Annotated in this window: 7 protein-coding genes; all 7 read left to right on the top strand. The window is 43.5% G+C overall.

All coding sequences use genetic code 11. The features are described 5' to 3' along the window. Positions 1–61: 61 nt before the first annotated feature. The 7 genes from R7E47_RS18025 to R7E47_RS17995 all read left to right on the top strand — a co-directional run bounded on the left by R7E47_RS18025 (position 62) and on the right by R7E47_RS17995 (position 15,170). Complete coding sequence (locus tag R7E47_RS18025) at positions 62–7,966, top strand: Ig-like domain-containing protein (protein WP_318084846.1); 7,905 nt, start codon at positions 62–64, stop codon at positions 7,964–7,966. Then, positions 7,963–10,134 (top strand): type I secretion system permease/ATPase, encoded by a 2,172-nt coding sequence (locus R7E47_RS18020; protein ID WP_318084844.1) that lies wholly within the window; start codon positions 7,963–7,965, stop codon positions 10,132–10,134. The genes R7E47_RS18025 and R7E47_RS18020 overlap by 4 nt, the downstream gene beginning before the upstream one ends. Next, entirely contained in the window at positions 10,131–11,444 is a 1,314-nt protein-coding gene (locus tag R7E47_RS18015; RefSeq protein WP_021033865.1) for an HlyD family type I secretion periplasmic adaptor subunit, read from the top strand. Before R7E47_RS18020 ends, R7E47_RS18015 begins: the two co-directional genes overlap by 4 nt. Positions 11,445–11,459: 15 nt before the next feature. Beyond that, entirely contained in the window at positions 11,460–12,773 is a 1,314-nt protein-coding gene (locus tag R7E47_RS18010; protein WP_213899330.1) for a TolC family outer membrane protein, read from the top strand. Then, positions 12,766–13,386 carry an OmpA family protein gene (locus R7E47_RS18005; protein ID WP_053306488.1) on the top strand — a complete coding sequence of 207 codons (621 nt, stop codon included), beginning with the start codon at positions 12,766–12,768 and terminating at the stop codon, positions 13,384–13,386. Before R7E47_RS18010 ends, R7E47_RS18005 begins: the two co-directional genes overlap by 8 nt. Next, positions 13,376–14,218: a phosphate ABC transporter substrate-binding protein gene (locus R7E47_RS18000; protein ID WP_258660539.1), complete on the top strand. Its 843-nt coding sequence runs from the start codon at positions 13,376–13,378 to the stop codon at positions 14,216–14,218. Before R7E47_RS18005 ends, R7E47_RS18000 begins: the two co-directional genes overlap by 11 nt. Positions 14,219–14,396: 178 nt before the next feature. Beyond that, positions 14,397–15,170 carry a DeoR/GlpR family DNA-binding transcription regulator gene (locus R7E47_RS17995; protein WP_025766712.1) on the top strand — a complete coding sequence of 258 codons (774 nt, stop codon included), beginning with the start codon at positions 14,397–14,399 and terminating at the stop codon, positions 15,168–15,170. Positions 15,171–15,176 lie beyond the last annotated feature (6 nt).

The raw sequence follows: 15,176 nt of genomic DNA, 5'->3' as shown, positions 1-15,176 counted from the left end.
GGATTTTTATATTAGCGGTGGTCTTGCCATTGATGATTTCCGTGAGGGTATAGTCACGGAAATGAGAGGGACAACCAATGGTGTAGAGCAAGGTCTGGCGGTGACGATTCGGGTAAGTGACGGAGACAGCACGCTGAATTTTACTGGCCTTGTTGATGCATCAGGTTCGTGGACAGTAACCGGAATTGACGTAAACACTCTCAATCTAAACAGCACGTGGACCATTGAAGCTGAAGTGTTGGATGCCGCCGGCAACCATGCGGTCGATACCATGCCAACAATAGTGCTACCCGGTTCAACGGTATTTTCTGAAAACATCGTTGGATTTTTTGGTGAGCAAAGCAGCTCGGCAGCCATCAACATAGAAAATGGTGTGCCAGCACTGCATGCAGAGCAGCCAAGTTTGAGCGCGCTTACATCGGTCGGTCAATCTATTAATGTTGTTGTTGCAGAAGATGGGTTGAGCTTACAAGGAACATCGACCGACGACCGATTAGTTTTCTCAGCAGAAGTCAATGATGATGGTACGGTTCAAATTACTTTTTATGAAGCGATTGATCATGGTGTAGGTCAAGATGAGCTGGTGACTAACGTATTGGTTGAAAGCATTCAAAGTGATGCTGACGGTACACAAGAGACGGTTGTGGCACCGTTAACGATTACTATTTATGACTCTGATCCGGTGATTAGAGATGACACATACTCAGTCGTAGAAGATCAAACAATTACGGGCAATGTACTTGAAAATGATATTGATCTTGATGGAACACTTTATGTGAAATTTGTAGAGGCTGGCGGGGAGCAGAAGTCAATTCTAGAGGGGGGATCCGTAAGTTTTAGTTTAGAAAAAGGCGAATTAACCGTATTTTCTGATGGCTCTTGGCAGTTTGATGCAGGTCGAAACCTAGATCATTCGGTCGAGCAAAGTGTTTCTTTCAGCTATTTAGCTGCAGATGACTCCCAAGACTATGGCTTGGCTAACGCGACCATTGACATTACTGATGGACAAGCAGGTTACGTAGGCAATGCGACTATAGACGTAACAGAAGTCCCTTTGGATGGCCCGATATTGAACTTTGAAGGAACTGTCAATATTGTCGCGGGATCTGACAATCCGGATCCGAGTAGTTTGTATTTCGGTGGGTCATCTATTACTAAGTTAGAAGCATTAGGGCTTACAAGCTCAGTCTCTGATAATGAGCTTAGCTACACGTTAAGTTCCAGTGGAAAGCAAATTACAGCATTTGCGAATGGTGTCACTGTATTTACGTTAACATTGAGTGGCGTTGAGTCGGGTAACGATGTATTAGCTTCAATTTCACTTACTCTTGAGCACCCTATCGATCAATTCAATAGCAGTGATACGGTAACCTTCCCGTTGACCATTGGCGGCGTAGATTTAGATGCCACACCGCTTGTAGAGAATGAAATTGATTATGTTCTAAAGGATGGTGCAGACCCAACTTTAAATAATTTGAATGGGGTAGAAGTAAAAGAATCTGATCTCGCAAATGGAAGTGTGTTGAGCTCAGGGAATTTTCAAGTTGAGGTTGGCAGTGATTACCTCGAATCTTTGTCGTTCATCGTCTTTGAACAACCCTTGTTGACGAGTGGTGAACAAGTTGTGCTTTATCAAGTCTCTGCGGATGGCAAAACACTTGATGGTTATATTCTTGACGAAGATGGGCAAACTCAGATTCCCATCTTTCAAGCTACCCTCAATGCTTCATTACCTATTGATGCAAATAGCGACATTACCTACTCCTTTGAGCTTTTTCAGGCTCTCGACCAACAAGAAAATACTGATCCAAACGTACCTCTCGTTGTTACTGCAATCGACTCAGACCAAGATAACACGTCGGTCGTTTTAGACATTAATGTTATAGATAACGACAATGGACAAGCGCTAATCAATAGTGGCAATGTCGAGTTAACCGAAACACCTGTCGATACAAACATTGCTCCTGATGGGGTTTCAGCCATAGCGAATACGGATGTGATAGTTACGTCATCATTCGATCCGATTGTGTATCTGGGTGTTGACATAAATGATGGAGATACTGTCAAAACTACACTTGGTGATGCTGTTACTTATAACGGAGAGGCTGTCACTTGGTACGATAACAATGATGGAAGCTTTGACGCAATTTCAGACACTGGAGACGTTGTATTTAGGGTCACGTTACCTAGTGACTTCTCTTTGCCATCAAATGATACGTCTACCGTTAATGTAACTGTAGAGCTTTATCACTCGCTTGACCATGTTTTAGGTGATGGGACGCAATTGTCGATCTCTATGCCCATCGTGGCGAGAGATTCTGATGGAAGCGAGATCTCTACGGAGTCCAACATACTGGTCTATGATGGCTTGTTTCCGGAACTAGTAATTACAGAGGGAATCACAGTCAATGAAAGTGGGTTGAATGATGATTCGCTTGATTCTGGCATCGAGGGCTCGTCACCATCCATTACGCTATTACAAGGTTCAGACTCTATCGCCAGTGTGAGCGTGAATATCGATATGTTCAATGTGCTCGGCTATAAAACAAGTAGTGGTAGCTTGGTTTCGCTTGATTCACCGGACTCGAATGGTTGGTTATATGCAAGAGATGAAAGCGAGCAAGACGTCTTTAGAATTAGATTTAATACCGATGGGACTGTCGAGTTTGATCTATACCGTGCACTTGAACACGATGAACCTGACGGTGTTCCAGCGGACGAGAACACATTAGAACTCAGTTTTTCAATTTATGCCGTTGATAAGGATGGCGACCAGTCTGAAGCTGAGACATATACCGTTAGTGTAGTAGATGATATCCCTGAAGACACAAGCTCACCAATAGAAATTGAACTTACCGAGGGGGATGAGTTTTCGGGAAACTGGTTTAGCAATAATGCCGACTTAATCAGTTCAGATGGCACGTTGATTTCAAGTTTGACCTATGCAGGTGAAACATACGATACGGCGAGTTCGGTATTTAGCAATGATGCTTGGACCATCGATTTAATCAATAGTAGTGATGGTAACTTAAAATATGGAACGCTGACTATTGCTCAAGATGGGACATTTACGCTAACTACCGAGCTTATTGTTAATACGCCTGTAGGTGGTTTGCTTGATGATCTAACGATAACTGTGACGGATGCAGACGGTGACCAAGCAAGCAGTGAAGCTCAATTAATTCTTGATGATGCCAGGGGCTTTATTCGAACCGTTAATGTAGATACGTTAGAAGATAATGGCGCGAATAATAGTGGAGACCCCACGCCAGTCGCGTTACCGATTAGAGTTTCTCCTGGGGATACGGAGAATAATGAGCGTGTTGAAGCGATAAGGATCTCTGTTGAATCTCTACAAGGAGGGGCTCTGTTTTTAGACGGAGTGCGCCTTGAAGATGATGATAATGACGGATTTATTAGTCTTTCTGGTACAGAGCTAATGGGGGTGGGTATATTCACCGTTCCAAATGGTGATCTCACTTATCAACCAGCGCTAAACCTGTCGGGCAACACTATCAAAGTTTCGTTAGCAGTGTCTGCATTAATCGTATCTGATGTCGAACCAGATGGTTTTGTATTACAAGGCAATAACACGTTAAATGTTAACGTCTTACCGGTTGCAGATTTGCCAGAGTGGTCTAATGATTCGGACTTTTCTTATCAAAGTGTTGAAGATTCCGCTGAATCACTTTCGCTCAATATTGTCGCTGAAAAGTTTGACCAAGACGGTTCTGAAACGCTCCACTACCAAGTTTCGAATATTCCAGATGGACTTATATTAACACTTAACGGAAGTGCTATTGAGGAAGGGAAATCGTATAGCCAATCCGAGTTAGATCAAATTGAAATCACATCTAACGAAAACTTAGCCGGAAGATTTACTTTTGATGTAACGGCAGTAACGACTGAGTCGGGTAGTGTGTTTGCCGATGAGCAAGATAAAACAGCGGAGATCACTGAGCAAGTTGTTATCGATATATCTCCAGATGCCGATGTGCCTGCGCTGACCGTTAAAAACATTCAGGGGCTTGAAGACCAAGCGATTGACTTAAAAGAGTACATCTTAGGGCGGCTCACTGACACAGATGGCTCGGAGTCTCTGTCTTATCGCATAGAAGTTCAAGATGGTTGGACATTGCCTGTCGGAGCTGGGATTACGCTTATCGGTATTAATACCTACCTAGTGACCTCCAATGCTCTAGCCAATTCGGAGGCGTTACTTCAACCAAAATCGGATATCAGCTCATTTACTGAATCTCTATCCCTTCAAGTAACCGCCATTTCAACAGAGTCGACTATTGATGACTTAGCACCTCTTAATGAAACCGCCGAGAGCCAATCTGCAACCATTGACATTAAGCTAAAAGGCGTGGTCGATGAACCAATTGTTCTAGATGGTGGACAGGGGAATTGGCAATATGATCAAGCGACTAAAGTAATTAGTAATCTCTCTACGTTAGACGAAGATAACCTGATACAACTGGATTTTATCATCCAGACATCAGACGACGATCTATCAGAAGAAATTAATATCTTGCTTCAGAACATCCCTGTGGGAACACAACTGACAGATGTAAATGGTGACCCTATTGTTCTTCCAATTGCTTACGTGGACCCAATAACGGGGCCAGTTTATCAGGTCTCAAACGCTGTTCTTGAAAACACTTACCTCAAAACAGAGCAAGATTTTAGTGGAACACTGAGCATGGATGTTATCGTCGTTTCAACAGAGCCGGATGGTGATTCTGCTGAAACCCCTCTTAAAGTGGAAATGGAAATCTCACCTATTGTTGATCAAACTGACGGTCAAGAATTACAAAGCAATGGTATTGAGGACAATTTCATCACACTAAATCTTGAGCCTGTCGTTAATCAAGATATAGATTCTAGTGAGTCCTTGACAGGATACACCATTGTATCCATTCCAGATGGCTTAACACTTTACTTTGATGGTAATGCAGTAGAGGAAAGTAATTTACCGTTAGAACTCAATGAACTACTCGATGGTAGCTCGGCAACATTATCTGAGTTGTTAAACAGTGGACGAATCACTGTAAAAGCTAATGAAGACCTAAGTGGGACGTTTAGCCTGGAAGTTCAGTACGAAGTGACAGACACGTCTCCTACGCTGGAGACTGATGTAAAGGCAATCAACGGTTCTTTGAGCGTCGTGGTTTCTGGAAAAGTGGATATTGGTAATGAAGATATTGACAAAACACGTTTAGAAGGCGCGACTGAAGTATTCACAAGTACGGATGGGTCTGCTGTTGACGTGAGTGGAGGCATTACATTTACAGAAGCGGATATTGATGGTTCAGAGTATCTCGATTACATCGTTTTACAGATACCGCAGGGCCAAGACCTCATTGTTACTCATCCGAATGGTGCTTCTCAAGATGCCGATGGGAACTGGCTGATTCCAATGGAAGGAATCACAAGTGATAGCGTGTTGGAAACCGCTCAAGATTTGCTTGCTGGCGCATCGATTTATAGCCCATCTAATACAGAGATACTTGATGTGAATGTGTTAGCGTATGTTCGAGATGGAACGGATGCTCAATACATCACAGGTCAGTTCCAAATTCAAATTACTGGCCATGAAGGAGATGGAGACCAGTGTGCTGATCCTGGTGAACCAGGAAGCGTTCAAAGTGGGGATATTGTAGGTAAAGAAGGTGAAGATGTCTCAATTGGGGCGTTTTTAAACCCTGATGTAGCGAGTAGTGATGGTAACTTAGTTTCCTTCTTTGTCGCCGCAGATTCTTTACCTGAAGGAGTCGAGCTTACTGGCGAAGGTGTGATACCTGCTTATGATAATGCGGGCAATCTGTTGGGTTATTCAATTTCTAGCGCTGGATTGTCTTCCTTGACGCTTACTGGCGTGGATGAGGACTTTGCTGGTTGCATTACTTTCAATTTAGAAGTGACAGAAACGGCCCCATGCGATGGTGACTCGAAAACAACCTCTCAGACCATTACGGTACAAATCTCTCCTGCTGTCGATGATATCGCGATAGCACCAAGCCAAGTTACGGTTCAAGAAGATACTATAACCAACCTGAATCTTGCTCTTGTATTGGGCGATAGTGAAGGGCCAATGCAGTCCATTACTGGAGAAGGTGACGCAGCGACTGGCCTTGAAAGTGTCAATTGGGTTTCTTTATCTGTGTCTGACGAGAATGCGCGGTTTACTGCCGTGGACCCGAGCCTACTCATTGACAACGGTGATGGAACATGGGTAGTGACAGATGTTACGCGTCTAAACGAAATTCAGCTAATCCCACCTGAAAACTACAGTGGAGAGCTTGTTATTTCCGTTGACGTAAACATTACTGATGAAGTCACGGGAAGTTGTTTAAGTACTGACAGTGCGAAAGATACTCAAACTAAATCAACAGAAGTTACCGTTACCATTGCCCCAGTGGTTGATAAAGCGGTTCTGGAAACAGAAGACGTAGTTGGTAATGAAGATAATTATATTTATTTAGGAAACTTATCTGCATCATTAATCGATCAAGATGGTTCTGAGTCGATGTCTTTGGTCATGACAGGAGTGCCAGACGGAGCCGTGTTGGTTTGGGACAATAATGGGACGTTCGAATTACTCCCTGATAACGGTTCAACGGATGGTGAGAGCAAGGAGTGGCAGCTAACTCAAGCACAACTTGATAAGGTTTACTTTCTACCGCCACTAGATTTTAGTGGGGATATTTCACTAACACTGCAAGCTATTACCCAAGAGTCTGGATCAAACGACTATAACTATACCACTTCTCAGTTCAACGTCGGCGTAAAACCGATTGGCGATGATGTATCGTTGAATACAACCTCTAACACGTTCACTGGAGATGAAGGTGATTCCATTTCGATTGACTTTTTAGCGAGCGGTTTTGAAACAAATAGCAACGAATATATAGAAGTGTCGATGTTGATCAAAGCAAGCTCTGAACCCTCTGCATTGGAAGGCTTAGGTAGGATTCGTATTGGAACTCAATTCTCATCCTTTACTTTCGATGACGCGGGCAATGCCGTGGCGACGGTATTAGTGCGAGCAAATGAAGTGTCAGGTTTGGAGTTCGTTCCGAAGGATGCATTTGGAACGATGGATGTTGCTCTCAATGTTAGAACGTTTGATCAAGCGATAGTGTCAGGGACACTCGAAACCGATTTTGGAGATGTGCAAACCACCGATCTAACCATTGTTGTTACCCCTGAAGCTGATGAGCCAACACTAACGGCCGATTATCAGTCTATTGTGTCTGAAGCGTCTGGGAGTATTCCTTTAGGGTTGAGCATGAATTTAGTCAACCCTGCACCCGAAGAGTTTGGAAGTGTGGAGATTCGCGGATTACCAACAGATCTAGAGTTGAGTCATGGTGAAAGATTGAACGGCATTTATACTGTTGATCAAGAGGATGTCGCTGATCTTTCCATCGTTGGCGGGTTTAGCGGTGCAAGTGATTTTACGTTGTCGATAAAACCGATTGCAACACTGGGCGCCACTGTCGCAGAAGGTGCTGCTCAGGTAGTCAATGTTGCCTTAGTGGAAGAGGGGGGCCAAACATTACTTGCGACAGATGCTAATGATTTGCTTATTGGAGGAAGTGGCAGCGATGTATTCCAGTTTGATAGTTCAGGGCTCGGTAACGAGTTAAAGCCCTCGTACGATGTGATCAACGATTTCCAAATATCCGCTATTGGTGATGATAATGACACAATTGACATTGCCTCTATAATCACCGCTACCTCGATAACAGAAGTCGATAATAAGCTCGATTTAACAGAGAATGATGATGGCGTAACGCTTCACATAAAACCAGAAGAGGCGGGGGCAAAACAACAGATTCTTATGCAGGGCGTCACTCTCGATCAGCTTTACAAAGGTGATTCGACTGGCGTAGCCGAAGAAAATGTCTTACAGAAGATGATTGATGACAACAACTTGCTAGTAGGTGGTATGTCATGAAGCATCACTCATCCTCATCAAGTGAGCTGACTAACGATCCTTGGGGGCAATCGTTAACTTGGTTGATGCGTTATTTTGAGGTTAGACACCATACAAAAAAGGTGCTTTCTGGATTACCTCTTGTTGAGGGTAGATTGGATAGTGACTTATTCATCAGAGCCGCTGAGCGAGCCGATCTTGAACTCACATTAATCGATTTAAAATCCACCGCAATGTTGAGCTTTCCATTGGTGGTAATCAATAGGAAGACGTTACAACCCGCTATTATATCTGAGCGACATAACAGCGATTATCAAATCACGTTATTTAGTGAAGATCAAGGTGAAACGCAATACGTCACGAGCGAGGAACTGCATAATCAATTCCAGCCTCAAGCATGGCAAGTTTCTATGCGTCCAGAGCTGGACAAACGGATAAGTTCTATTCAAGCGGATTATAATGAACATTGGCTTTTCGCCGTAGTGAAAGAAATGTCTCCGTGGTATCGAGATCTTTTGATTGCCTCTTTCCTTATCAATACGCTAGCGCTAGTTATTCCGCTTTTCACTATGAACGTTTACGATCGTGTAGTGCCTAATCAAGCTTTCAGTACATTATGGGTTTTGGTCGCTGGTGTCTCCGTCATCATTATTTTTGATTGGCTATTGCGTAAAGCAAGGGGAGTTGTCACTGATACCGCGGGTAAGTACATCGATAACAAGCTTTCTTCGATACTTTTTTCTAAAGTTATGGGGATGAAACTTGAACACCGTCCTGCATCAGTCGGTGCATTCGCTCGACAACTACAAGATTTTGATAGTGTTCGCGATTTTTTTACTTCTGCATCTCTTGTGACCTTAGTTGATCTCCCATTTACGTTGTTATTTTTAGTCTTAATAGGTTGGCTAGGTGGGGCAATGATGTTCATACCTATTGCCGTCATGTTTACCCTGCTGATCCTTGGCTTTGCGGTAAAAGCAAAAATAGAACAATCACATACGGAAAGTGCTGCACTATCCATGAAGCGACAAGCTCACTTGTTTGATTCATTGTCCTCTTTAAAAGAGATTAAGCAAAATAACGCTACGGGAGAAGCACAAAAGCGTTGGGAGCAAACGGTATCCATGCTTTCTGATTGGCAAAATCAATCGCGAAACTGTTCGAATATCGTTGCTTACTCCATTCAATCTAGCCAGCAGATAATTACCGTAATGTTACTTGTAACAGGCGTGTACAGAATTTCTGAGGGATTGCTAAGCATGGGGGGGCTCATTGCTATTGTCATGCTTAGCGGTCGTGCTGCAGGGGCGATTAACCAGTTAGCTATGCTGTTACTTCGCTATCAACAGACAAAAACAGCGGTTGAAGGCTTAAATTCTATCATGTCTTTACCTCAGGAGGCGCAACGCAGTCAGGTCATTACGTCTGCCGAATTTACAGGGAATATACGTTTAGAAAACGTGAGCTTCCAATACCCAGATGTTGATATGCCATGTTTGAGAGATATTAATCTTACTATCAAGCAAGGCGAACGCGTTGGCGTTATTGGTAGTGCAGGAGCAGGAAAGTCTACACTCCTTTCTATTATTACCAATCAACTCAGTGCCTTACAGGGTAGCGTTTATTTTGATGACATTGACAGTCAGCTTTGGCCCGCCGAATTGATAAGAGAGAAAACGGGTTGGGTTGGCCAAGATTCGCATCTTATATACGGCAGCATTATGGAAAACATAGTATTAGGACATCATGTTATTGATCAAGAACGTTTACGCCGTGCGATAGAATTATCGGGTTTGAACCAGTACATGAGTCGCCTTCCTCATGGTCTAGAAACGCAAGTCGGAGAAGGAGGGCGTTATTTGTCGGGGGGGCAAAGGCAAGCTGTGGCGATTTCAAGAGCTTTTTATCGAAACCCAGCAGCATTAATTTTAGACGAGCCAACCAGTTCCTTAGACCAGCCTGCTGAGAATGCATTGTTTAATGCTCTCAAATCGTTGCCGCACTCGACGACGATGATTATTAGCTCTCATAAACATTCCTTATTATCGCTTTGTGATCGAATTGTTGTGCTTGATAAAGGCACAATTTTGAGGGAAGGAGCGCCCCAAGAAATTTTTGCTAAACAACAGTCTAACGCGAAAACGAACAGAGTACGCGCAGTATCAATTGTACGCGAAGGAGGTCAATGATGAGCACAGTTCGTTGGAGTAATGCTCATTTAGCAAACCGTTCGAGAACGTTGATTTGGTTGTCTGCCGCGTTAGTGCTGAGTGTGATTATTTGGGCCTCGTGGGCGAGGTTAGACGAAGTGGTTGTCGGCGAAGGAAAAGTTGTTCCTACTTTGTCTGTTCAGACGATTCAGAGCTTAGAGGGAGGCATTCTAAAGGAGTTACTTGTCATGCCTGGTGAAAGCGTCACTAAGGGGCAAACCATCGCCATTCTGGATGATACAAGGTTTAAGTCGACCTATTCGGAGACCTCTGAACAAGTTGAATCTTTGCTCGCCAGAAAGCAGAGGCTTCAAATTGAATTAGAAACGGTAAAAGTGAATAGCCTCCAACTGGATTGGAAACAACAAGTGAGTATCGAGCCTCAGCCATTTGATATTTCGATGACCGGCCACTCTGCCTATCTGAATGCCAAAGCAAACTATCTTGAGCGGTTGAGCCAACTGGAGTCTGAGCTGGAGGAGGCTAAATTGCGAATTGAGCAACAATCGCAAGCTTATCTAGATACCTTGAATACCATTCAAACACTAAAAAGCAGTCTGGTTATTGTCTCGAAAGAGCGAGATATGTTGAGAGAGGTGGTTTCTAGTGGCGCGGTGGCTGAAGTGGAATTATTAAAACTGAATAGAGACGTTATAAAGCTCAAAGGAGACATCGCGAGTTCACAAGCTGCTGCCCAAAAGCAAAGGGCTGTGTATTCTGAATCCATCGCAGATTATCGTGGTACTGCGCTTGCTTTTAGGGCAGAGGCACAAGGGCAGCTCAATGAAGTTGTGACGCAACTAGCGCAGCTCAATGAAAGTCGTCAGGCGATTGCGGATCAGTTGAATCGAACGCAGTTACTTTCTCCGGTCGATGGAACCATCAAAGATGTTTTTGTCAGAACCATCGGAGGTGTGGTTAAGCCGGGTGAGCCTATTTTAGAAATAGTCCCTCGTAATAGCACGTTAATCGTTGAAGCGAGAATTTCTCCTCAGAATATCGCCTTCATAAGGCCTGGCCTGCCAGCAACGGTAAAGTTGTCTGCCTATGACTTTGTCATTTACGGAGGCCTAGAAGGAGAAGTGACCTACGTAAGCGCCGATGCACTTCAAAATGAAGAGGGCAATGCCTACTACCGTGCCAACGTTACTTTCAAGGTTGATGATAAGTTTACGATCATCCCGGGAATGCAGGTTGTGGTAGACATTCTTACAGGAGAAAAAACAGTACTGAATTATTGGTTAAAACCTATATTACGTGCGAAAGAGAATTCGCTCAGAGAAAGATAGACATAAGGATATAAGATGCGGCTTAAATCAACGTTATTGGTCTTGTTTGCAGTATCATCGTCGCCAAACGCTTTGACTTTAGAAGAGTCAGTTACGTTATCTCTCGATAGCTCCCCCAGTTTGCTTGCTCGCTATTCTCGCTATGAGTCGATGGTACGAGACCGAAATGCCATAAATGGTTCATTTCTTCCTCAGGTTAATTTGTATGCAGCAGCAGGGTACGAAGGTACTCGATATAACAACGGAAACTACATCGACAGTGAAGATAGAACATTAGAAAGAACGGAGATGGGCGTAAGAATCTCCCAACTGTTATTTGATGGATTTAAAACAAGTGCTGATGTTGATCGCCTATCTTACGAGGCTGAAGCTGAACGCTTGGACTTATTGGCATCTGCGGAAAATGTTGCATTAGATACTGTCAGAGCGTATGTGGACGTTTTACATGCCCGAGAGTTGATGAAACTGACAGAAAGAAACCTAAGTGAACACCAAGAGATCTACCGTTTCATTCTAGATAAAAAAGAAAAAGGTTTAACCAGCAACTCCGATTTAGCACAGGTTTCTTCGCGTGTCGCGACAACACAGTCCTCATTGATTGCCGCCCAAAACAATCTTTCCGATGCTAGAACAAGATTTGTACGTTTAGTTGGTCGAGCGCCGCAAAACTTAGTTGAGCCTGTTTACCCGCAGGAATTGCTTCCGAATAAGCTTGACGAAGCACTTAAACAAGCGGTTAGGTTGCACCCATCCATACAGTCGGCGATGAAAGATTTAGAGGCGGCTCGACATGAAGTAAAAAGAGAAAAGGGGGATTACTACCCAGAGCTCAAGCTTGAGCTGTCAGCCAACAAAACAGACAACGTGGATAATATTGAAGGCATTAACGAAGATGCAAAGGTTATGCTGACGGTCAACTACGATCTTTTTAACGGCTTTTCTACAGACTCCCGAGTGGAGTCATCCGCCTGGAGAGTAGAGGAGGCGAGGGCTATTCGAGCAAATGCAGAACTAGATGCGAATGAAGGTGTAAGGCTGGCATGGGACGCACATACATTGCTTCAACAGCAAATGGAGTTTTTAAAAGTCAACGTTGATGCGGCGAAAGTAACTGAATTAGGGTACATCCAGCAGTTCAATGTAGGGCGACGCAGTTTGTTAGATGTATTAGATGCCAAAGTTGAAACGTTTGTTGCGAGACGGAACTACACCCGAACAAAGTACGATCATTTGGTTGCCACTTACCGTTTATTCAACTCGATGGGGATTCTGACTTATGCGTTGCGAGTTGAGTATCCAGAGAACTGGAAGGAGAACAATAATGGATAAATTCGCAGTGACGAGTCTTCTAGTTTTTATGTTAGCAGGCTGTGCTGAATCACCGAATACGACGTTGACCACTTACCAGTACAACGACCTTAAAGACAATGATAGTGATGGCGTGATAAACCAACGAGATAACTGCGCAGATACGCCAAAAGGTGTCGTTGTTGACAGTGAAGGCTGTGCGAATTGGGTCAACGACTCGCAGACACACCTGATCAGTTTTTTCTTTGCGATGGATGAGCATCAGGTAACGTCATCTCATGATATGCCGCTAAGCGAGTTGAAAGCATTGCTTCAGAGTAACCCAAATGCGCAAGTCATACTGATAGGAGACACAAGCCCTGAAGCGTCACTCGAATACAACAAAGCGTTGGCAAAGAAAAGAACGGCAGCTATACGAAAATTGCTAGTGAGAAACGGCATTCAAGATAATCGAATTGAAGAGCAAGAGTTTTATCAGAATACGGCATTGACGGTACAACTAAAAAAACGGGAAAGGCGCACAATTGCTGTTGTAAACACGAAAGCTGAAAGTACTGAACAAGCGTGGACTATATTTAGTTCGGACAGCGAGTTGACACCTAATTCGAAGTTGGAGTTGAATTATGAAAATTAAAGTCTTGCCTTTCCTTGCTCTAACTTCATGTTTGATTTCACCGCTGGCATTTTCTGACTCTGAGGCTCGAACATCGATTTTTGTCGAGCCAGAGATACTAGAAACGATAGAAACATTGATAGATGAGCCAAATGTAAATGTAGCGCTTGCATCTCAGTCTGGTGGTTTTAACGACATGCTAAATGACGGAACCTCTATTGCGATCACATCTAAGAAATGGTCAGATGAAAACATCTCCCGATTTCAACGAGAAAGAGGCCACAGGCCTACACGTTTGTTTTTAATGGCAAACGCTATTGTCGTAATCAATAGTCAAAAGAGTACGGTAGATAGTGTTTCCGTTAGTGAATTGAAACGCTGTGATGCAAATACGTATGCTTTCGGGGAGATGCGTTTAAGTAACCCAGATGTGAGCTCTAATGGTTGTCAATCATCGATTCAAATGCTTGATGAAGACCGATTGAAACGGGCTTTAAGTGACGACTTGTCAGCCAAAGCTTATATGCGATACTCCGATTTTAAATACTCAGAACAGTGGTCGAGCTACAAGGCTCTCTCTGTTCATCATAATGATGACTCATGCTCTTTGAGCACAGATTGCATCTATTCTCTTCGCTATCCATTTTCCGTGGTCTATTACGTTTATATAAATAAACAATTCGACACTAATCAGAAGATCAAAAAATCAAAGCTATTTGAACTCCTTACAACCGACCACAATACACAACAGGTACGAAATGCTGGGTTTATTCCACTACCAAAAGCGCTTATTAAAAGAAATAGAGTGAAGTTAGGGCTAGATGAGCCAGTTGTTTTAAATGGGTATAAATAAACTTCATACGCCTAACTATGTGGGCTTGAGTGAACGTACCGTCCTAGGAAGTTTTGCCTTGCTGCTCATTTATCTTTGGTTAACCTTTGGTCAATTGAGTTGGTTGTAAGTGGTTTTGTTGGTAATTTTTCTATTATTGTGGCAAGTTTACTTAAAACCACTTAAGTGAATTTAAGTTATGACACAAGAAGAAAGACTCGTAGCACTCAGAGCGAAGCTGGAGCAGCAAAACAAAGTAACGTTGTCTGAAGTTTGTGAGTACTTTGGTATCTCGCGAGATTCAGCTCGTCGAGACTTAGTTAAGTTGAGTCAGCAACCTGGGTTACAAAGAATACGAGGTGGTGTCATGCTTGCGCCGATCTCTTCCCATACCGAGGCATACGCGAGTCGACCCGTGAGTGACGTTAAACATCGACTAGCTCAAGCTGCCGCAGCGTTGTTGGATGAGCGCGACCATCTTGTTATTGATACCAGCACCATTTTGTCTCTGCTCCCACTCTATGCAGGAAAAGCACATTGTGGAGAAAACAAGCTCAACGTCGTCACTAACAGCATTGATGTACTGACCGCTGCTGAAACAAACGACACAATGGACGTTTATTTCTTAGGCGGACACTTTGACCCTTATGCCAGAGCAGTTTTAGGGGCGCAAGCAGAGCAGCAAATGCAGCAGTATCACGTGAACAAAGCGTTCATTGGCGTGTGTGCATTGACATCCCGAGGGCTGACAACAAATAGTTTGTTAGAAGCAACAATGAAACAAGCGATGATTGCTCAAGCTCAGCAGGTCATCGTCGTTTGTGAATCCCGAAAAATTGGTAGCGACAATTTCCACCACGTATGTGATTTGTCAAAGATCGACATCATTATTACCGATCATCCCCCTCAATCAGATTTTCAACAACTCCTCGATCACAATGATATTGAATGTATTGTTGTGTCACCGAAATAAGGAATC

The sequence above is a fragment of the Vibrio sp. Vb1026 genome, from assembly GCF_033338745.1.
Lineage (GTDB): Bacteria > Pseudomonadota > Gammaproteobacteria > Enterobacterales > Vibrionaceae > Vibrio > Vibrio alginolyticus.
The sequence above is the reverse complement of the archived record's forward strand: the minus strand, read 5'-3'. Positions and strand labels throughout refer to the sequence as shown.